The sequence below is a fragment of the Crossiella sp. CA-258035 genome (genome assembly GCF_030064675.1).
Classification (GTDB): domain Bacteria; phylum Actinomycetota; class Actinomycetes; order Mycobacteriales; family Pseudonocardiaceae; genus Crossiella.
In genome coordinates, this window is sequence record NZ_CP116413.1 from 1186511 (window position 1) to 1206757 (window position 20247).

Here is a 20247-nt window from a genome sequence, read left to right on the forward strand (position 1 = left end):
CGCTCGGCCTCGTCCCATGGTGAGAGACCTGGCGGGGACGCGCATGACGGTTTGGCGGCTGACATCCCCCGGACGGTCGTACTCACTCGTCCGAGTGGACCTGGGTTGCCTGTGTAACCCGAGCGGTGGTCGGAGGAGATATCCCGGGCAACGGCGCGGTTCCGGTCGAGGTTCCGCCACGGTCGAGCAGGGGCAGCGCGACTGTGGCGGGGCTGCTGGCCGCCTGCTGCCGGACTTCCCGTGTCGAAGGGGCATGCGGGAGGTGCGGGCGGCTCCCGGTCGACGCGGAATCGGGAGCCACCCGCAACACTCACACCGGCACCGGGGTGAGCCGCCCGGAACGGTCCATCCGGTGCACGGCGAACGTGCCGAGCAGGCCCAGCGCCAGCAGTGTCAGCCACGGGATCGCCGGTACCCCAGCGGATCTGGCCAGGTCGAGCGCGCGGCCGGCGACCAGGTTGCCGATGGTGATGCCGATGCCGGACAGGGTGCTGTACAGGCCGTAGTGCGTGGCGACCAGCCTGCCGCCGGAGAGCGTGGCGATGGTGTCCATCTCGAACGGGTAGGTCACCACCGTGCCCACCGTGAGCAGCAGCGTGGTCAGCAGCAGCACCGGCAGCCACAGGCCGGGCCCGCCCTGCTGCTGGGGGTCCAGCAGGCCGGTCAGCAGCGGCGGCAGGAACGCGCCGGTCATCAGCGCCAGCCCGAGCGTGATGCACCGGGCCGGGCCGTAGCGCGCCCGGCACCAGGCGGTGATCCGCAGCTGGCCGAGCACCGCGACCAGCCCGGACACCGCGAACAGCGCGCCCACGCCGACCGTGGCGGCCAGCTCGCCGCCCGCGATCGCCCTGACCTGCAAGGGCAGCGTCAGGTAGATCTGGAAGGACAGCACGTACGAGCCGATCATGGCCACCGAGAACAGCAGGAACGGCCGGTTGCGCACCGCCTCGCCGACCCCGCCGAGCACGCTGCCGCCGCCACCGGGGGCCGACCGCGCGGGCAGCTCCCTGACCTGCAGGACGGTCAGCACGGCGAAGACCACCGCGGCGACCAGGCAGGTCAGCGAGAAGGCCACCCCGGTCAGCAGCAGCCCGATCAGCGGCCCGATCAGGATGCCCACCTGGTAGAAGACGTTGAACAGCGCGAAGGCCTCCACCCGCCGCTCACCCGACTCCGCGGTCAGGTAGGCCCTGGAGGCGGGGTTGAACAGCGCCCCGGCCAGTCCGGTGGCGGCCGAGGCGGCGATCAGCGCGGGCAGGCTGTCCACGAAGCCGAGCAGCCCGAAGCCGACCGTGCGCAGGGACAGGCCCGCGATGATCATCGGTTTGTAGCCGAACCGGTCGGCCAGCGCGCCGCCGAAGAGGAACATGCCCTGCTGGGACAGGTTCCGCACGCCGAGCACCAGCCCGACCAGCCAGGCGGCCAGGCCGAGACCGCCGGAGAGGTGCGCGGCCAGGTAGGGCATCAGCATGTAGAAGCCCAGGTTGATGGTCAGCTGGTTGACCAGCAGCAGGCGGACCGGCCTCGGGAAGGACCGGTACTGGGTGAGGACCTGCATCACGGCGCTCCGGGGGCGGGGTCCAGCACGGTGCGGCAGCGCGTCCAGGACGTCACCTCGGTCTCGCCGGGGTGTGCGATCTCGGCCGGGCCGGTGGGCGGCGGGCCGTCCAGCAGGCCGTGCGCATCGCAGTACTCGTCGTTGAACACCGTGGTGTAGTAGCGCTGCGGGCCGTCCGGGAAGATCGCCGCGATCCGGGTGTCCGGCTCGGCGTTGCGGGCCAGCCAGCCCGCGACCAGCGCCACCGCGCCCACGCTCCAGCCGCCGGTGGCGAAGCTGGTCCGCGCCAGCGCCCTGCTGGCCCACACCGACTCGCCCGGCGCGACCCAGTGCACCTCGTCGAAGGCGGGGTAGGCCACGTTGCGCGGGTAGATGCTGGACCCCAGGCCGCGCATCAGCCTGCGCCGGGCCGGCTGGCCGAAGATGGTGGAGCCGATGGTGTCCACCCCGACCAGGCGCAGGTCCGGGCAGAACTCCCGCAGCACCCGGGACACCCCGGCGGAGTGGCCGCCGGTGCCCACCGAGCACACCAGCACGTCCACCCGGCCGAGCTGGGCCACCAGCTCCAGTGCCAGCGCCGAGTAGGCGGCCACGTTGTCCGGGTTGTGGTACTGGTCGGGGCAGTACGCGCCGGGGTTGGCGGCCAGCACCTCGGCCACCCGCTGCCGCCTGGCCTCCTGCCAGCCGCCGGTCGGGTGCGCCTCGCCGACCAGCTCGATCCGCGCGCCGTAGGCGGTGAGCAGCCGGTGCAGGATCGGTTCCATGCCGGGGTCGGTGACCAGGGTGACCGGGTGCCCGTAGGCGATCCCGGCCAGCGCCAGGCCGAGGCCGAGGGTGCCGCTGGTGGACTCGACGATCATCGCGCCGGGCGCCAGCTCGCCGCGGCGGCGGGCGCACTCGACCATGTGCAGGGCGGGGCGGTCCTTCATGCCGCCGGGGTTGGCGCCTTCGAGCTTGGCCCAGAAACCGTTGCCGGGCTTGGCGAAGGGCTCGTCGATCCACAACACCGGGGTGTTGCCGACCGCGGCGCGCAGGTTCTGGCAGCGCGGCGCGCTGGTGAGCAGCTGAGCCGGGGACGTGCGGGCAGGAGGCAGCAGCAGATCCATGACGTGGTTCTTCCTCGGGAAAGAGGTACGGGTGAAGGCGGGTTGCGGCTGCTGCTCAGTTCCGGAACACGCAGTTGACGAGCTGGATCGACTGTCCACTGTGGACAGGTATGGGGTCGGCACACCAGGTGGGCGCGGACAACGCTTGCGGGGCAAGGGAAATCGGCGCGGTGACGGCCAGGTCCGGCAGGACCGGGAGGTCGGTCGGCTGGTCGCCGCGGGGCAGCGCGAGGCAGAGCTCGTCGGTGCCGTCGTGGTGGCCGCCGTCGCAGTCGTGCTGACCGTGGTCGACGGCGGAAGTGTTGTGTGCATGGGAATGCACGTCAGCGGTGTGCGCTACGAAGCACTCGCCACCGAGGTGGAGAGTGAGGTAGAGGACCCCGAGCAGCAGTGCCACCACGGGGCGGGCCAGACGCACACCGCCAACGTACCGGATCTTCCGGCCGGGTCACGGGCCGGTCACGACGAAGGTTGTAGGCCTTCCGGGTTGTCTTCGGCGGCGAGCTCGTCCAGCGCCCTGGTGACCTCGGCCATCGGGTAGCCGGAGCGGAACGCGCGGGCGCCGGTTCCGCCGCGCTGCCAAGGCTTCGGGTCCCCCAGCGGCCGGTACTCCACGCCCGCCGCGTCCAATCTGGACAGCTGCGCGCGCACCCGCTCCGGCTCCTCCGGCCAGGTCGACGGCGCACCCGTCCAGGCCACCTCGGCCAGCGCGCACACGCGGGGGAAGGCGCGGTAGTCCAGCAGCCGGGCGTGCGGCAGGTACTCGCTCCACAGCTGCGCCTGCACGCCGATCACGTTGGCGTTCTCCGCCTCGGTGAACGTCGCGGGGCGCGGGTCCAGCGCGGCCACGTCGGCCAGCCGCACCGGGCCGCCGATGGCCAGCGGCTCCCTCGGGTCGTCGTCGCTGTAGTAGTCGAGGTAGGTGGGGAACACCGGGGTGCGCACCACCTGGAACCCGGCGGCCGCGGCCTTGCGGGCCACCTCGTCGCCGCGCCAGGCCATCACGACCGAGTCCGGCCGCAGCCCGCCGCTGCCGAAGGCCTCGTCCCAGAACACCGCGCGCACGCCCCGGCCGGCCAGCCGGTCGGCCAGCCGCCGCAGGAAGTCGCCGTGCAGCGCGGCCATGGTCGGCAGGCCACGGGACTCGCGGTAGGCCTGGATCTCCGGGTTGTCCTCCCACTGGCCGAGCGGGCACTCGTCGCCGCCGAGGTGCACGAACGGGCTGGGCAGCACCTCCAGCAGCTCGCCGAGCAGCTCGTCCACCACCTGCTCCACCGCGGGCAGCGGGGACAGCAGGTTCGGGAAGATGCCCCAGGTGGTCTGCACCTCGTACTTGCCGCCGGGCACCGAGCCCAGTTCGGGCAGCGCGGCCAGCAGCGCGGAGGCGTGGCCGGGCACGTCCAGCTCGGGCACCACGGTGACCGCCCGCTCGTGGGCGTAGGCGCCGATCTCGGCCAGGTCGTCCCGGGTGTAGTAGCCGCCGTGCGGGGTGCCGTCGTGGCCGCTGTGCTCGGCGCCGTGGCCGAGCGCGGTGTGCGGCCGGTGGCTGGCCAGCTCGGTCAGCTGGGGGTAGCGGGCGCTCTCGATCCGCCAGCCCTGGTCGTCGGCCAGGTGCAGGTGCAGCCGGTTCAGCTTGTGCATGGCCAGCAGGTCGATCATCCGCAGCACCTCCCGCTTGGGCAGGAAGTGCCGGGACACGTCGAGCATCACCCCGCGCCAGTCGGTGGCTGGGGCGTCGGTGACCTCGCAGCAGGCCAGCTCCCACACCGTGCCCCTGGCTGCGGCGGCCCGCCAGGCCACCTCCGGCAGCAGCTGGCGCAGGGTGGACACGGCGTAGGTCGCGCCCGCGGTGGAACCGGCCACGATGTCCAGCCGGTCCGGCCGGACCAGCAGCTGGTAGCCCTCCGGGCCGTGCGCGGCCGGGTCGAGGGTCACAACCAGCGACCCCGGCTCGGGCGTGCCGCGCTGGGGCAGGGGCAGGCGCAGGAAGGACAGCGCGCGGCGCACCAGGTCGGTGCTGCCGTCAGCGCCGGGACCAGCGACGATGCTGGTGCGCTCGGTGAAGGTGAAGGTGCCGGTGAGCCCACGCGCGCTCCGGGGGCGGGGCAACAGGGTGGCGAGTCGATCGGTCACAGGACACATACTTCACCAATTTCGGGGACACGAACCGCTCCAATCGGTGAACCGACAGGTTGTCGCGTTGTGCCGCCGGGCGGCGCGCACCCAGGGTGTGGCACATGGCGAGCCTGCTCGACTGGTCCCTGATCGACGGGGCGGTCCCGGCCGTGCTCACCTTCGCCGGTGGCGCCGCCTTCGCCGTGCTGCTGGCCGATGGCCGCCGGGTGTGGTGGCGGCGGATCGTGCCGCTGGCGCTGCTCGGCATGGTGCTGCTCGGCCTGCTGGTCGAGCTGGTGGTCAACCAGCTGTGGCGGCCGTTCGCGGACCGGCTGCCGACCAACGTGACGCTGTGGATCACCGTGCTCGCCGGTGGCCTGGTGCTCGGCGTGTTCCGCGCGCTGCCGCTGCGCTGGCCGGCCAGGGTCGGCATCGCGCTGGCGGTGGTGGTGCTCGCGGTGTGTGGGGCGGCCGATGTGAACCGGTTCTTCGGCCAGTTCCCGACCGTCGGGGCGGCGCTGGGCGGCGGGCAGGGCAGGACCGCTGACCTGTCCGAGGCGGCCAAACCCGCCGCGAGCACCGTGGTGGTGCCGCCGGGCAAGGCGCTCAGCGAGGTGTGGCGACCCCCGGGCGACCTGCCGACGCAGGGCACGGTCTCGGAGGTGACCATCCCGTCCTCGGCCGGGTTCGGCGCCCGCACCGGCCGGGTCTACCTGCCCCCGGCCTACCAGGCCAGCCCGCGGCCCAAGCTGCCGGTGCTGGTGCTGCTGGCCGGGCAGCCCGGTTCCCCCACCGACTGGTTGGTCGGCGGCCAGCTGAGCACGACCATGGACAACTACGCCGCGGAGAACAAGGGCCTCGCGCCGGTGGTGGTGCTGCCGGACCACCTGGGCAGCGAGCTGGCCAACCCGCTGTGCCTGGACTCCAAGCTGGGCAACGCCGAGACCTACCTGGCCAAGGACGTGCCGAACTGGGTCCGGCAGAACCTCCAGGTGGAGACCGAGCCGCAGGCCTGGACCATCGGCGGGCTCTCCCAGGGCGGCACCTGCGCGCTGCAGCTGGCGGTGCGCGCGCCCGAGGTCTACCGCAACTTCATCGACATCTCCGGGCAGCGCGAGCCCTCGCTGGGCAACCGCAAGGACACCGTGAACGCGGCCTTCGGCGGGGACGAGGCGGCGTTCAAGAAGGTCAACCCGCTGGACATCCTGGCCACCGCGAAGTTCCCGAAGACCGCGGGCCTGATCGCTTCCGGCAACAAGGACGGCGAGTTCCGGCCGCAGCAGCAGGAGGTGCTCAAGGCCTGCCGCCGGGCCGGCCTGCAGGTGGACTGGCTGGAACTGCCCGGCGCGCACAACTGGGTGGTGTGGCGGCCCGCGCTGGCGCAGTCCCTGCCGTGGCTGGCCCAGCACACCGGACTGACCCCGCGATGATCGGAGCCACAAGTGTCCACTGAGGACAGTCACGCGGATGGTCCGCCCGCGCCGCGCCGGGGAGCCCCGGTCCGGCTGGCGCACCAGGGCATGGCCGCGCTGCGCGGACTGCTCGGGCTGCTCGCGCACGCGCCGCTGACCCTGGTGTTCCTGCTCGCGCTGTGGACGGTGGGCGCGCTGACCGGCAGCTTGCTGGACGGGCCGCCGGAGGAGCTGCTCCGGCAGGTCGGCATCGGCACCGGCTCGCTGGCCCACGGTCACTGGTGGGCGCCGGTGAGCAGCGCGCTGTGGTGCCTGGACCTGACCGGCTACCTGGCCAGTTCGGTGCTGCTGCTGGGTTTCGGCGCGGCGGGGGAGCGGCTGCTGGGCCCGGGGCGGACCGCGGTGCTGTTCCTGGCCGCGCAGGTCGGCGGCACCCTGCTGGGCATCGGGGTGGTCAAGCTCGGCTCGTTGGCCGGCTGGCTGTGGCTGAACTTCCTGGACGATCCGGCCGAGCTGGCGCTGAGCCCGTCCACCGGCGCGGTCGGGCTGGGACTGGCGCTGAGCTCGCGGCTGCCCGCGTTGTGGCGCAGGCGGTTGCGGCTGGTGCTGATCGTCGCGCTGGTGACGCTGGCGCTGTTCTCCGGCTACGCCCAGGACGTGGTGCGGCTGTGCGGCGGGCTGGTCGGCCTGCTCGCCGGGGTGGCCGTGTTCGGGCGGGTCGGCAAGACGCTGGGCGCGCCGTCCCGGTCCGAGACCAGGGTGCTGGTCGCGCTGCTGCTCGCGGCCTGCGCGCTGGGGCCGGTGTTCATGCTGCTCAACCCCTACAGCGCCGGGCCGCTGGTGGCGCTGGGCGATGTGCTGACCGCGCCCACCCCCAGCGCCGAGGAGGTGGCGGCGGTCTGCGCGGACCCGGAGCTGGCCGCGCAGTGCCGGGAGCACCGGGCCAGGGCGAGTTTCGACGGGCTGCCCAGCGCGGTCCTCTCCGTGCTGCCCGCGCTGTTCCTGCTGGTGCTGGCCGAGGGGCTGCGGCGGGGGCGGGTGCTGGCCTGGTGGTCGGCCACCGTGGCCAACCTGGCGCTGCTGGTCTGGTTCGTGCAGTCGGTGGTGGACCTCGCGCTGACCCCGGCCGAGGACATCGTCGGGCTGGCCCCGCACACCAAGGCGCAGCTGGTGTTCGACTCCTCGATGCCGCTGCTGCTGTCGGTGGCCATGCTGGCCGGGCTGGTCATCACCCGCAGGCAGTTCACCGTGACCGGGCCGCGCCGGTCCCGGCGGAGGCTGCTGGCCTTCGTGCTGACCGCGTTCCTGTCCCTCGGCGCGCTGTACGTGCTCGGCGGGTACCTGTGGCGGGACCAGTTCGACCCCCGGCCCAGCTTCGGCGAGCTGCTGGCGGACGCGCCCTCGCGGTTCCTGCCGCCGGGCTACCTCGACCTGTTCCCGGTGCGGTTCATCGCCACCGGCGGCGCGGCCGAGGTGCTGTGCGAGTACCTGGGCGTGGTGTTCTGGCTGCTGGTGCTCGGCGGGTTCCTGGTCACCTTCTGGCGGGCCGCGCCGCCGACCGACGCGACCGCGGCCGCCCGCGCCCGCGAGCTGGCGGAGAAGTTCGGCGGCTCCTCGCTGGCGCACATGACCACCTGGCCCGGCAACAACTACTGGTTCACCCAGGACGAGCGGGCCGCGGTGGCCTACCGGGTGGTCGCCACCATCGCGATCACCACCGGCGACCCGGTCGGCGAGCCGGCCGCGCGGACCGAGGCGGTGCGCGGGTTCGCCGACTTCTGCGCCCGCAACGGCTGGACGCCCTGCTTCTACAGCGTCACCGAGCAGGTCAGGCAGGCCACCGCCGAGTTCGGCTGGAGCGCGGTGCAGGTGGCCGAGGACACCCTGGTGCCGCTGCCCGAGCTGGCCTTCACCGGCAAGAAGTGGCAGGACGTGCGCACCGCGCTGAACAAGGCGGGCAAGGCCGGGATCACCGCGGAGTGGTGGAGCTACGCCAAGGCGCCGCTGGCCATCACCGACCAGGTGCGCTCGATCTCCGAGGAGTGGGTGGCGGACAAGGGCCTGCCGGAGATGGGCTTCACCCTGGGCGGCCTGGACGAGCTCAACGACCCGGAGGTGCGCTGCCTGGTCGCGGTGGACGCGGACCGGACCGTGCACGGCATCACCAGCTGGCTGCCGGTGCACCGGGACGGGCAGGTGGTGGGCTGGACGCTGGACTTCATGCGGCGGCGGGCCACCGGCTTCCGCGGCGTGATGGAGTTCCTGATCGCCTCGGCCGCGCTGAGCTTCAAGGAGGAGGGCGCGGAGTTCCTCAGCCTCTCCGGCGCCCCGCTGGCCAGGCTGGACCGCGGGCAGCAGCCCGGCGCGCTGCAACGGCTGCTGGACTTCACCGGGCGGGCGCTGGAGCCGGTGTACGGGTTCCGCTCGCTGTTCGCGTTCAAGGCCAAGTTCCAGCCGACCTACCAGCCGCTCTACCTGGCCTACCCGGATCCGGCCGCCCTGCCGCGCATCGCGAACGCGATCAGCCGGGCATATCTGCCGAATATGGGGCCCCGGCAGGGTCTACGCCTGGTGCGAAGGGTGCTCAGCCGTTAGTTTGCCCGGGTGACGAACCCGGCGAAAGGCGGCGACGTGCGATCCCTACGACCCTTGCGCGCGGCGGTGGTGCTGTGCGCCACCGCGGCGGTGACCCTGACCAGCGTGCCGGTCGCACTGGCCGCTGATGCTGGTCAGAGCGGCAAGCAGCCGACGCAGACCGGGTACGGCGGCGCGGTGTCCACGGTTGACGAGGACGCCAGCAAGGCCGGGATCGAGGTGTTGCGCCGGGGTGGCAACGCGGTCGACGCGGCGGTGGCCGCGGCCGCGGCGCTGGGCGTGACCGAACCGTTCTCCGCCGGGATCGGCGGCGGCGGGTTCTTCGTCTACTACGAGGCGCGCACCGGGAAGGTGCACACCATCGACGGCCGGGAGACCGCGCCCAAGGCGATGAAGAAGGACTCCTTCGTCGAGAACGGCAAGGCCATCCCGTTCGAGGAGGCGGTCACCTCCGGGCTGTCCGTCGGCGTGCCCGGCACCCCGCTGACCTGGCAGCGCGCCCTGGACAAGTGGGGGCGCAAGAGCCTGGCCGAGACGCTGCGCCCGGCGATCAGGCTGGCCCGCGACGGGTTCACCGTGGACAAGGAGTACCGGGACCACACCTGGCAGAACGAGGACCGCTTCCGGGCCATCGCGCCGACCGCCAAGCTGTTCCTGCCCGGCGGCAAGCTGCCCGAGGTGGGCAGCACCTTCCGCAACCCGGAGCTGGCCGAGACCTACCGGGGCCTGGCGGACAAGGGACTGGACTGGCTCTACCGCGGTGAGCTGGGCCGGGAGATCGTGCACACGGTGAACCAGCCGCCGGTGGCCGATGGCGCCACCATCAAGGTGCGGCCGGGCCTGATGGTGACCGAGGACCTGGCGCGCTACCGGGCCGAGGACCGCGCGCCGACGAAGATCGGCTACCGCGGGCTGGACGTCTACGGCATGGCCCCGCCCTCCTCCGGCGGTTCCACGGTCGGCGAGGCGCTCAACATCATGGAGCGGTTCCCGTTGTCCCGCAAGGACGTCAACGGGGCCACGCACACCTACCTGGAGGCCAGCAGGCTGGCCTACGCGGACCGGAACAAGTGGCTCGGCGATCCGTCCTTTGTGGACGTTCCGCTGAAACCGCTGCTGTCGGACGCCTTCGCCAAGGACCGGGCCTGCCTGATCGATGCGAAGAAGGCCATGCCGCACCCGGCCCCGGCGGGCGATCCGCTCAAGCCCGGCGGCTGCAAGACCGCCGCGCCCGGCCCCGACCGCTACGAGGGCACCTCCACCACGCACCTGACCACGGCCGACGCCTGGGGCAACGTGGTGGCCTACACGCTGACCATCGAGCAGACCGGCGGCAGCGCGATCACCGTGCCGCACCGGGGTTTCCTGCTCAACAACGAGCTGACCGACTTCGACTTCGCGCCCCCGGCCGCCGGGCAGCCGTGGCCGGCGAACGCGCCCGACGGTGGCAAGCGACCGCGCAGCAGCATGTCGCCGACCATCGTGCTCAAGCACGGCAAACCGTTGCTGGCCCTGGGTTCCCCCGGCGGCTCGACCATCATCACCACCGTGCTGCAGACCCTGGTCAACCGGCTGGACCTGGGCATGACGCTGCCGCAGGCGGTGGCCGCGCCCCGGCTCTCCCAGCGCAACCGGGCCAAGACCGAGGCCGAGCCAGCCTTCTTCAACTCGCCCAAGCGGGCCGAGCTGGAGGCCTACGGGCACCAGTTCGAGCTGCCGTCCACCACCTTCACCCCGAACCCGGAGATCGGCACCGTGGCCGCGCTGGAGTTCCTGGGCTGGGGCCGGATCCAGGCGGTGGCCGAACCCGTCCGCCGCGGCGGCGGCAGCGCGAAGGTCGTCTTCCCAGTCGGCCGCTGACCCGATCACCCCGAGTGTTGGCCGAAGTCGTACGCGGTGTTGGCCGTTGTCGTACCGCAGGTTGGCCGGGCGGAGTGTGGCTTCGGCCAACACGGCTGCGACAACGGCCAACACGGCTGCGATGACGGCCAAGACTGCGTACGACAACGGCCAACACGATGGTTAGGGTCGGGGGTATGGGCTTTTTCGACGATGAGCCGGATGTTGGTCCTGGGCCCGCGGCCGAGCTGCCCCGTCCCGCGCGGGCGGTGTGGCTCGGCCCGCCGGAGGACGTGCCAGGGGTGCTGGTGCCGCTGGATTCGGTGGTGACCAGGACGGCGAACGCGGTGGTGTTCCTGGTCGGTGCGCGGGCTTACCCGAACGGGTGCCAGGTCGAGGTGCGGGTGGCGGCGCGGCGGGACGGGCTGGCTGAGGACGCCTGGTGGGAGCTGCACGACGGGTTGTTCGGCGCGCACCGGCGGCGCTGGAACCGGGATCCGTCCACCGAGTCGGCCCCGCACTTCAGCGTGCGGCTGGCCGACGGGACCGAGGTCGCCGCGGTCGGGTCGGCCCCGGAGGACCAGCCCGCGGGGCCGTTGCTGGTGTGCAGCCCGGACGGTGGCACCGCGGACAGCGGCACGGTGGACTCGCACTTCCAGCTGTGGCTGCACCCGTTGCCGGACACCGAGTTCGAGCTGCGGGTGGAGTGGGCGAGCGCCGGGGTCAACACCACCGCCAAGGTCGACGGGGCGGCCATCGCCGGGGCGGCGGAGCGGGCTCAGCCCTACTGGCCCTGAAAGTCCTCGGGATCGTCGTCCGGCAGCGTCCAGGCCAGCAGCACGGCTCCGGTCGCGCCCACCGCCGGGGAGCGCAGGTCCACCAGCAGGATCGCGACCAGCGCGAACGGGAACAGCGTGCACAGCACGGCCAGCCGCCGCCGGTGCCGCCTGGTGCGCCAGCCCGGCGGCTGAACTTCGCCGTCCGGCGGCGCTCGAACTCGGTGTACCGCTCGCGCAGGCTCAGGCCCCGCCCCCTCGATAGACCTGCTCGGACAGCGGGGTGAACGGCTCGCGGCTGAACACCGCCTCCACCGGCAGCCCGAACACCTCGCAGATCCGGAAGGCCAGGTCCAGGCTCGGGTAGTGGTCGCCGCGCTCCAGGGCGCCGATGGTCTGCGGGTTGACCTCCACCGCTTCGGCCAGTGCGACCCGGGACAGGCCGCGTTCGGCGCGCAGCACCGGGAGCCGGTTGTAGATCGGCAGGTCCTTGCCCCGTCGCACTGGGCTCACGGGACTAAGTTTGGCACAACCAGCTAGTTGGACAACTTGACAGTTTGTTGGGTTTTTACAACACTTTGCCACATGAACGCATCAGTGAGGGCGGGAGTGGATCTCGGCCTGGAGGTGGATCGGCTCGGCAAGCGCTATGGCGAGCGGCGGGCGCTGGACGGGATGAGCTTCCTGGTGCGGCCGGGCGAGCTGTTCGGCTTCGTCGGCGGCAACGGCGCGGGCAAGACCACGACCATGCGGATCGTGCTCGGCGTGCTCACCGCCGACGAGGGCGAGGTGCGCTGGGACGGCGCGCCGCTGGGCTTCGCCGGGCGCCGCCGGATCGGCTACATGCCGGAGGAGCGCGGGCTCTACCCGAAGATGAAGGTCGGCGAGCAGCTGACCTACCTGGCCCGCCTGCACGGTTTCACCCCGAGGGCGGCCCGGCGGGAGACCGAGGAGTGGCTGGCCCGCCTGGGTGTGGCCGAGCGGCGTGATGACGAGGTGCAGAAGCTCAGCCTGGGCAACCAGCAGCGGGTGCAGCTGGCCGCCGCGCTGGTGTACCGGCCGATGCTGCTGGTGCTGGACGAGCCGTTCTCCGGCCTGGATCCGGTGGCGGTGGACGTGCTCAGCGAGGTGCTGCGCGAGCAGTGCGCGCGGGGTGTGCCGGTGTTGTTCTCCAGCCACCAGCTCGACCTGGTGGAGCGGCTGTGCGACCGGGTCGGCATCGTCCGGCAGGGCCGGATGGTGGCCTGTGGCACCGTTTCCGACCTCCAGCGCGCGGGTTCGGCGCGGCTGGTGGTGGACGCGCCCTCGGCCGCGCCCGGCTGGGCCGACGGCATTCCCGGCGTCCACACGGTGTCCACAGAGGACGGACAGACGGTGCTGGAGCTGGCCGAGGGCGCGGACGACCAGCTGGTGCTGGCCGCGGCGCTGCGCACCGGGCCGGTGCGCGGGTTCGGGCACAGGCAGCCCACTTTGACCGAGACCTACCGGCACATCGTCACCGAGGAGGCGGGCGCGTGAACACCCAGCTCGGACCACTCCGCGGCGCCTGGCTGGTGGCCGGCCGCGAGATCAGCACCCGGATGCGCGGCAAGTCCTTCGTGCTCGGCACCCTGCTGATGCTGGCCATCGTCGGCGGCCTGGTCGGCTTCTCCGCGCTCGGCGGCGCCAACGAGCGCACCGCGGCGGTCACCGCGCAGAGCGCCCAGACCGGGGAGGCGCTGCGGGCGCAACTCCAGGCCACCGGCGGGAAACTGGCCCTGCGCCCGGTGGCGGACGCGGCCGAGGGCGAGCGCCTGGTCCGCGACGGTGACGTGGATGTGTTCCTGGCCAACGGTTCCGGGGTGTCCGCGGTGGTGGACCGGGACACCGACGGCGAGCTGCGCGGCGCGCTGGACGTGCTCGCGGTCAAGGCCGTGCTGGCCGAGGCCGGACGCGCGCCGGAACCGGCCCAGGTGCGCGCGCTGACCCCGGCCGACCCGGATCGCGGGTCCCGGCTGATGCTGGCCTTCGCCACCGCGATGCTGCTGTACTTCGCGCTGGTCGGCTACGGGGTGACGGTGGCCCAGGGCGTGGTGGAGGAGAAGAGCAGCCGGGTGGTCGAGCTGCTGCTGGCCGCGGTCCGGCCCTGGCAGCTGCTGGCGGGCAAGGTGATCGGCATCGGCCTGGTCGGGCTGACCCAGCTCGCGCTGGTCGCCGGGGCCGGACTGGCCGCCGCTTCCGCCTCGGGGGTGGTGACGCTGCCCGGGGGCACGGTGGGCACGGTCGCCGGGATGATCGGCTGGTACCTGCTCGGGTTCACCCTCTACGCCACGCTGTTCGCCGCGACCGGCGCGCTGGTCTCTCGGCAGGAGGACATGCAGTCGGTGATCACCCCGGTGATGATGCTGCTCATCCTGCCGTTCGCGGCCGGGCTGCCGCTGCTGCTGCGCAACCCGGCCGACCGGCTGGTCGAGTGGGCCTCGATGCTGCCGCCGTTCGCGCCGATGCTGATGCCGATCAGGGCTGCCCTCGGCGCGGCCCCGCTGTGGCAGCAGCTGCTCGCGGCCGGGCTGATGCTGCCCGCGATCGGCCTGCTGCTCTGGCTCGGCGGCCGGGTCTACGCGAACACCGTGCTGCGGGTGGGGGCCCGCACCAGGCTCGCGGAAGCGTTGAGCCGCAACTGAAAACCCGGCGCCCCCGGCCACCTCGGCCGGGGGCGCCGCGGTCAGCGCCCGCGCCAGGCCATGGTGGACACGCTCAGCGCGGCCTCGGCCACCCGGCGGGCCGCCTCGGTGTGCAGCGCCTTGCGCGAGGAGTCGATCCAGCCCTGCACGCCCCGGTACCCGCTCTCCCGGTACTCCACGGCTTGCAGCAGGCATTCCAGCTTGTCCGCGTCCTTGGCGCAGCGCGCCTCCGCGGTGCCAGCCGACTCGTACTCGTGCACCACCTCCTGCACCGTCTTGCGCGCGGTGTCCGGCAGCGCGGCGGTCTGGTCCGCGGTGATCCGCTCGTTGGAGGCGGCCTGCAGGTAGTCCCGGGCGGTGTGCGTGAGGTCGCCGATCCTGGTCTCCTGGGAGTCGTGCCAGAGCGCGAGCAACGCGGCACGGGCGGGGTCGGCGCCCTCCATGGCGGCGAGCATGGTGGCGAGCTGGGCGACCCGCAGGCTGTGCTCGGCGACCGACTCGGGGTCGCGGACGCCGACGTGCCACCAACCAGCCCGGCGGGTGCGCTTGAGCACCCCCAGCTCGAAGGCGAACTCGGCGACCGCGGCCGCTTCGCGGTCGTGCTTGTCGTTCACTGGCTGACCTCTCTCCTAGGTAGTCACGTACCCGGAGCCATCCCGGCCCGCTCAGCGCGCGGCCAGGCGGATGGCGTAGTCAAGTCCGGTCAGTTCGCGATGGGCCTGCTTGGCCAGCTCCCGGTCCGCGCTCATGCCGTCCACCCGCTCCCTGGCCAGGCGGCGCAGGCCGGGGTTGGCGTCCAGCAGCGCGGGACGGGCCAGCACCAGCGACCACAGGCTGTGGATGTTCAGCTCGGCGTGGTCGCCGCCGGGCAGCAGCCGGACCAGCAGGTGCCGCAACAGGTCCTCGCCGGTCCAGGACCGCACGCCCAGCTCGGTCATGAAACCGTCGTCGGTCTGCACGTCGGCGACCTCGCCCACCCAGTAGGCCCAGTAGTTCAGGTTGGCGATCTCCTGCGCCTCGTTGGTCAGCGCGGTGCGCACGAAGGCGCGCAACGGATCGCGGTCACCGGAACGGCTCAGCGCGATCGCCGAGGAGCGCACCTCCACCCAGGACGGCACGTGGTCGGTGCGGCCCGCGCTGCGCAGCGCCCGGCGCTGTTCGGTGGCCAGCCACTCCGCGGTGGGGCCCCGGCCGTCGAAGCCGAGCAGGTACACCGCCTGCCTGCGCAGCAGCGCCTGGTCCTCGGCGGCCTCGGCGTCCGCGGTGACCAGCAGGTGGTCGAAGAACCGGTCCGTCTCGGCGGCGCCGAGGGCGGGCCGGTCCGGCACCGGGCCGCGGCGCTGGTGGCTCTGCCGGTCCAGGTCACGCAGGCTCGGCGGCACCAGGCCGGTGAACGGCCAGGTGATCATGTTGGTCAGGTTGCGCCGGTGCACGCACTGCGCCAGCGGGTGGTCGCCGACCCCGGCCGGGCGGTCGCCGGTCTCCACCGCGTGCCCGATCAGCAGGTCCGCCTCCAGCGCGTCCTCCAACGCGGCGAACACCTTCGGCGGCACGCCCAGCCGGATCAGCTTGACGCGCAGTCGGATCAGGTCGGCGGTGCGGATCGCGGTCAGCGGCCTGCGTCCGCTTTCCCATCCCTGCACCGTGGTCAGGTCAACGCCAAGGTGTTCGGCCAGCACCGACTGGCTCAACGGGACGGACTCCCTGGCCAGCTTGAGCACATAGCCGGAGACGATTCCGACACAGCGCGGAGAACGTTGACCCGTTCGCAGTCTTCCGGACCGATCGGCCACGCCGCTCGCCCTCCCGCCGAGCACCGGCCGGAGTGAGCCAACCCGTACTTCCGGTCAGTCCTCTTGTCGCGTCAGGTTCCCTAACGTTGTACAGACAGTGGTTGATCCACTGCCATGGGTAAGCAGGTTACCGGGGACAACCGCTGGGTCGGACCCCTCCGATCAGCCGGTTGTGTCGGAGGGGAGAGGTCGTGTGCCACTACTACGCGCCGCGGGACGGTGGTGCGGATGGCGGCCAATGACGATCTGGCCTGGTGGCGTAGCTGGCGGGACAAGCAGGTGCACGGTTTCCGGGTGGCCACCCTGCGCCCGGAGACACCGCCGGATGATCTCACCGCCTTGTGCGGACATGTGGCCCCACTAGCCGTGATCGAACCGACCAGCTCCGGGATGCCCTGTGTCCTGTGCGTGGCGCGGATCCCGATGCCGCACCAGCACGAGATCGACCGGTGACATCCCTCCCAGGCTCGTGTCCCCCGTTCCTCTCCCTGGTCGCGGGCGGGGGACACGAGCCCGTTCGGACTAGCTCCCGCCGGTGAATTCTGTCCACAGTGGACGGACTAAGTCGACGGTTCACCCGAACGCCAGGTTTAGACCACCTTTGCAGGTGCCTGCGGCGCATCGCCTGCCGCTAGCTTCGGGCTCCGGTATCGCCTGGTGGTAGGAGGGGCACCTTGTCGAGACATCGGAGAGTCGTCGCCAGTCTGGCGGCATTGGGCCTGGTGGCAAGCGGTGTGGCCGGGGGAGTGGGCACCGCGTCGCCGCAGCCGAGACCCGGTCAGGACGTGCCGGTCCGGTCTGCGGAACTGACCCTGGTCACCGGGGACACCGTGGCCCTCGACCACTACGCGGACGGCCGTCAGGCCGCGCGGGTCCGCGGCTCCGAGCAGTACCGCACGTACACCGTGGACGAACAGGCCCACGTCATCCCGTTCGCCGCCGAGCCCTACCTGGCGGCCGGGCTGCTGGACGAGCGGCTGTTCAACGTCACCAGGCTGGTGGAGCAGGGTTTCGACCGGCAGGACTCGCTGCCGCTGATCCTCACTTACCGCCAGCAGCAGCTGTCGATCACCGCGACCCCGCCGGCCGGTAGCCGCCGCCAGGCCGTGCTGGCCAGCGCCAGTGCGCAGGCGGTGCGCGCGGACCGGGGCAAGCTCGGCGAGTTCTGGGCCGCGCTGACCAACCCCGGGGCCAAGGCGCTGAACCACGGGGTGGCCAAGGTCTGGCTGGACGGCCAGGTCAAGTCCACTTTGGACACCAGCGTGCCGCAGATCGGCGCGCCCGCGGCCTGGCAGGCCGGGTTCGACGGGAGTGGCGGCACGGTCGCGGTGCTGGACACCGGGATCGACGACACGCACCCGGACCTGGCCGGGAAAGTGGTGGAGCACAAGAACTTCAGCACCGCGCCGGACGCCACCGACAAGCACGGCCACGGCACCCACGTCGCCTCCACCGTGGCCGGTTCCGGCGCGGCGGCCGGTGGCACCAAGAAGGGCGTCGCGCCGGGCGCGAAGTTGTTGAACGGCAAGGTGTTGAGCGACAGCGGGTCCGGCTCCGAGTCCGGCATCATCGCCGGGATGGAGTGGGCCGCGAGCAAGGCCAAGGTGGTCAGCATGAGCCTCGGTGGCGGGCCCACCGACGGCACCGACCCGATGAGCGTTGCGGTCAACCGGATCTCCGCGGACACCGGCGCGCTGTTCGTGATCGCGGCTGGCAACTCCGGGCGCGGTGGTACGGAGACGGTGTCCTCGCCCGGCGCGGCCGACTCGGCGCTGACCGTCGCCGCGGTGGACAAGCAGGACCGGCTGGCCGACTTCTCCAGCAAGGGACCGCGGTACGGCGACAACGCGCTCAAGCCGGACATCGCCGCGCCCGGCGTGGCGATCAGCGCGGCCAGGGCGAACTCCGCGGGCGGCGACCGGTACCTGTCGGCCGACGGCACCTCGATGGCCACCCCGCACGTGGCCGGTGCGGCCGCGATCCTGGCCCAGCGCAACCCGAAGTGGACCGCGGCGCAGCTCAAGGCCGCGCTGATGCAGACCGCCAAGCCGCTGCCGAACATCAGCGCCTACGACCAGGGCGCGGGCCGGGTTGAGGCCGGGGTGGCCGCGACCGCGCAGCAGCAGCTGCGGGCGGACGCGGGCTCGCTGAGCCTGGGCCGCTTCCTCGGTCCCTACGGCTCGATCGAACCGGTGACCCGCAAGGTGACCTACACCAACGACTCCGCTGCCGAGGCGCAGCTCGACCTCACCGTCGCGGCCAAGTCCGCCACCGGCGCGAGCGCACCGGCGGAGCTGCTCTCGGTGAGCCCGGCCACCGTGTCGATCCCGGCCGGTGGCTCGGCCACGGCGACCGTCACGGTCAACCCGAACGCGGGCGAGCTGGGCCTGTACTCCGGCGCGCTCACCGCCAGCCAGCGCGGCGGCACCGCGGTGCTGCGGACCGTGCTGGGCTTCCACAAGGACCTCCAGCACAAGGTCTCGATCAGCGCGATCGGCCGCGACGGCAAGGCCCCCGGCTACGCCGCGATCTCGGCCTGGAACCTGGACAACGCGCGCTACCACCGGGTCAGCGTGGACGCCACCGGCTCCGGCGGCCTGCTGCTGCCGCCCGGCCGGTACTTCCTCGGCAGCTTCCTCTCCACCGCCGACCCCAGCCGCAACGACACCGAGTACACCGTGGTGACCAAGGACGAGCTGGAGGTCAACGGCGCCACCTCGATCACCCTGGACGCCCGCGGTGGCAAGGAGGTCCAGGCCCGCACACCGGAGCGGACCGAACCGGTCACCCTGTCCCAGACCTGGACCAGGGCCACCGGCAACAACCGTTTCACCAGCGGGTTCTTCTACGGCCGCACCGTGGACCGGATCTACGCCGTGCCCGCCGAGCCGGTCCGGCGCGGGGAGTTCGAGCTGGCCAACCGGATGTGGCTGGAGGCGCCCAAGCTCTCCGCCAAGGTGCTCGCGCCGGAGACCGTGCTCCGCCCCGACTACCTGGGCACCGGCCAAGAGCTCGGCAACCGGATCGACGGCACGCACCGCCTGCCGGTGGTCTACGTGGGCACCGGCACCCCGGCCGAGTTCGCCGGGCGGGACGTGCGCGGCAAGATCGCGCTGATCCAGCAGTCCAAGGACATCACGCCGAACGACCAGGTGCGCAACGCGGCCAACGCCAAGGCGGGAGTGGCCGCGGTGTTCGGGTCGGGACCGGGCCGCTTCGCCGACTACACCACCCGCAACCCGGCCATCCCCGGTCTCGAACTGTCCAATGTGGAGGGCAAGCGGCTGCTGGAGCTGCTGGCCAGGGGACCGGTCACGGTGGAGCTCAAGGGCACCGCGCACAGCCCGGTGCAGTACCACCTGGTGCAGCCCTTCGCGCAGAGCATCCCCTCGGACCTGTCCTTCGCGGTGAGCCCGGCGACGGTGGCCACCGAGCGGACCAGGCTGCACGCGGTGCGGCCGGACCAGGTTGGCTCGCAGGGCATGTTCAGCTTCCGGCCGTACGACTTCATCGCGATCTCGATGAGCTTCGAGCGGCGCATTCCCAGTGACCACCTGCGCTACTTCTCCGCCAACGGCACCCGGTACCAGCCGCTGTTCTACGGCTCGGGTGGCGCGGACGGCATGGCGGGCAACGGCAACGCGCCGCCGCCGGTGGCGGGCAGCAGCCGGACCGTGTCCTGGTACCAGGGGCCGTTCCAGCCCGGCGTGTCCAGGGCGCTGGTCCCGGTGAGCCGCACCGACGACAAGCTGCGGCTCAACTTCGCCGAGTTCCTGGACAGCGATCCCGACCACTACCTGCGCGACCTCGGCGCGAGCACGGTGGCCAGGGTGTACCGGGACGGCGAGCAGGTGGCCGAACAGCCGCACGCGCTCGGCGAGGTGGCCGTCGGCGTGGCGGAGAAGGCGAACTACCGGGTGGAGCTGGACGTCAACCAGGGCCGTCCCGGCTGGTCGGTCGGCACCGAGTCGTTCTCCTCGTGGAGCTTCAGCTCCGCACGGGGCGAGGCGGGCAAGACGGTGCCGCTGCCGGTGCTCCAGGCCCGGTGGAACCTGGACCTCGACCTGGACAACGCGGCCCCGGCGGACCGGCTGTTCGCGCTGAACCTGACCGCGGCCACCCAGCCGGGCGCGCCCCCGGTCAAGGTCGCCGGGGCCAGGGCCGAGGTGTCCTTCAACGACGGCGGCACCTGGGAACCGGTCGAGCTCAGCGCGATCGGCGGCGACGGCGGCTACCGCGGGGCGGTCCAGCACCCGCGCAAGGCCGACAGCAGCGGGTTCGTCTCGCTGCGGGTGCACGCCACCGATGTGGACGGCAACGCGGTGGAGCAGACCCTGATCAGGGCCTACGCACTGAAGTAACCCTGCGCTCGAGTAACACTGCGGGTGAG

16 protein-coding genes are annotated in these 20247 nt (G+C 72.4%); 8 read left to right on the top strand and 8 right to left on the bottom strand.

Features of this window, described 5'->3' with window-relative positions; genetic code table 11:
- Window positions 1-310: 310 nt before the first annotated feature.
- The 4 genes from N8J89_RS05745 to N8J89_RS05760 are packed head-to-tail and all read right to left on the bottom strand — an operon-like array spanning window position 311 to window position 4797.
- A complete protein-coding gene (locus N8J89_RS05745) occupies window positions 311-1558 on the bottom strand; it encodes an MFS transporter (protein WP_283663308.1) in 1248 nt (415 codons plus the stop codon).
- Complete coding sequence (locus N8J89_RS05750; protein WP_283663309.1) at window positions 1558-2664, bottom strand: PLP-dependent cysteine synthase family protein; 1107 nt, start codon at window positions 2662-2664, stop codon at window positions 1558-1560. Before N8J89_RS05750 ends, N8J89_RS05745 begins: the two co-directional genes overlap by 1 nt.
- A gap of 55 nt (window positions 2665-2719) precedes the next feature.
- Window positions 2720-3082: a hypothetical protein gene (locus N8J89_RS05755; RefSeq protein WP_283663310.1), complete on the bottom strand. Its 363-nt coding sequence runs from the start codon at window positions 3080-3082 to the stop codon at window positions 2720-2722.
- 41 nt (window positions 3083-3123) lie between these two features.
- Complete coding sequence (locus N8J89_RS05760) at window positions 3124-4797, bottom strand: beta-N-acetylhexosaminidase (RefSeq protein ID WP_283663311.1); 1674 nt, start codon at window positions 4795-4797, stop codon at window positions 3124-3126.
- 104 nt (window positions 4798-4901) lie between these two features.
- On the opposite strand from N8J89_RS05760, the gene N8J89_RS05765 reads away from it, so the two are divergent.
- From N8J89_RS05765 to N8J89_RS05780, 4 genes are all read left to right on the top strand, one after another.
- Entirely contained in the window at window positions 4902-6209 is a 1308-nt protein-coding gene (locus N8J89_RS05765) for an alpha/beta hydrolase (RefSeq protein ID WP_283663312.1), read from the top strand.
- A gap of 12 nt (window positions 6210-6221) precedes the next feature.
- On the top strand, window positions 6222-8786 hold the full coding sequence (locus tag N8J89_RS05770; RefSeq protein WP_283663313.1) for a bifunctional lysylphosphatidylglycerol flippase/synthetase MprF: 2565 nt from the start codon (window positions 6222-6224) through the stop codon (window positions 8784-8786).
- A 36-nt stretch (window positions 8787-8822) separates the two neighbouring features.
- Complete coding sequence (ggt, locus tag N8J89_RS05775) at window positions 8823-10646, top strand: gamma-glutamyltransferase (protein ID WP_283663314.1); 1824 nt, start codon at window positions 8823-8825, stop codon at window positions 10644-10646.
- A gap of 176 nt (window positions 10647-10822) precedes the next feature.
- Entirely contained in the window at window positions 10823-11422 is a 600-nt protein-coding gene (locus N8J89_RS05780) for a hypothetical protein (protein ID WP_283663315.1), read from the top strand.
- Here N8J89_RS05780 and N8J89_RS05785 read toward each other — a convergent pair.
- A complete protein-coding gene (locus N8J89_RS05785; protein WP_283663316.1) occupies window positions 11410-11550 on the bottom strand; it encodes a hypothetical protein in 141 nt (46 codons plus the stop codon). The genes N8J89_RS05780 and N8J89_RS05785 overlap by 13 nt on opposite strands.
- A 94-nt stretch (window positions 11551-11644) precedes the next feature.
- Window positions 11645-11914, bottom strand: a complete 270-nt coding sequence (locus tag N8J89_RS05790) for a helix-turn-helix transcriptional regulator (RefSeq protein ID WP_283663317.1) — start codon at window positions 11912-11914, stop codon at window positions 11645-11647.
- A 72-nt stretch (window positions 11915-11986) separates the two neighbouring features.
- Here N8J89_RS05790 and N8J89_RS05795 point away from each other — a divergent pair, with 72 nt between their 5' ends.
- Window positions 11987-12919 carry an ABC transporter ATP-binding protein gene (locus N8J89_RS05795; RefSeq protein WP_283663318.1) on the top strand — a complete coding sequence of 311 codons (933 nt, stop codon included), beginning with the start codon at window positions 11987-11989 and terminating at the stop codon, window positions 12917-12919.
- Window positions 12916-14064 (top strand): ABC transporter permease, encoded by a 1149-nt coding sequence (locus N8J89_RS05800; RefSeq protein ID WP_283663319.1) that lies wholly within the window; start codon window positions 12916-12918, stop codon window positions 14062-14064. Before N8J89_RS05795 ends, N8J89_RS05800 begins: the two co-directional genes overlap by 4 nt.
- Before the next feature lie 41 nt (window positions 14065-14105).
- Here N8J89_RS05800 and N8J89_RS05805 read toward each other — a convergent pair whose 3' ends face one another.
- Together N8J89_RS05805 and N8J89_RS05810 are read right to left on the bottom strand one after the other, a co-directional pair.
- Window positions 14106-14678 carry an HD domain-containing protein gene (locus N8J89_RS05805; protein WP_252480099.1) on the bottom strand — a complete coding sequence of 191 codons (573 nt, stop codon included), beginning with the start codon at window positions 14676-14678 and terminating at the stop codon, window positions 14106-14108.
- A gap of 51 nt (window positions 14679-14729) precedes the next feature.
- Entirely contained in the window at window positions 14730-15785 is a 1056-nt protein-coding gene (locus N8J89_RS05810) for a helix-turn-helix domain-containing protein (protein WP_283663320.1), read from the bottom strand.
- A 300-nt stretch (window positions 15786-16085) separates the two neighbouring features.
- Between N8J89_RS05810 and N8J89_RS05815 the strand changes: the two genes are divergently transcribed.
- Window positions 16086-16310, top strand: coding sequence for a hypothetical protein (locus N8J89_RS05815; RefSeq protein WP_252480101.1), 225 nt, complete (start codon window positions 16086-16088; stop codon window positions 16308-16310).
- Window positions 16311-16642: 332 nt separating this feature from the next.
- Window positions 16643-20218 carry a S8 family peptidase gene (locus N8J89_RS05820; RefSeq protein ID WP_283663321.1) on the top strand — a complete coding sequence of 1192 codons (3576 nt, stop codon included), beginning with the start codon at window positions 16643-16645 and terminating at the stop codon, window positions 20216-20218.
- Window positions 20219-20247: the final 29 nt, after the last annotated feature.

Excerpts from the sequence above, each read along its gene's own strand:
- N8J89_RS05745 (WP_283663308.1), bottom strand. The coding sequence starts at position 1,558 with ATGCAGGTCCTCACCCAGTACCGGTCCTTCCCGAGGCCGGTCCGCCTG.
- N8J89_RS05750 (WP_283663309.1), bottom strand. The coding sequence starts at position 2,664 with ATGGATCTGCTGCTGCCTCCTGCCCGCACGTCCCCGGCTCAGCTGCTC.
- N8J89_RS05765 (WP_283663312.1), top strand. The coding sequence starts at position 4,902 with ATGGCGAGCCTGCTCGACTGGTCCCTGATCGACGGGGCGGTCCCGGCC.
- N8J89_RS05780 (WP_283663315.1), top strand. The coding sequence starts at position 10,823 with ATGGGCTTTTTCGACGATGAGCCGGATGTTGGTCCTGGGCCCGCGGCC.
- N8J89_RS05795 (WP_283663318.1), top strand. The coding sequence starts at position 11,987 with ATGAACGCATCAGTGAGGGCGGGAGTGGATCTCGGCCTGGAGGTGGAT.
- N8J89_RS05815 (WP_252480101.1), top strand. The coding sequence starts at position 16,086 with ATGGCGGCCAATGACGATCTGGCCTGGTGGCGTAGCTGGCGGGACAAG.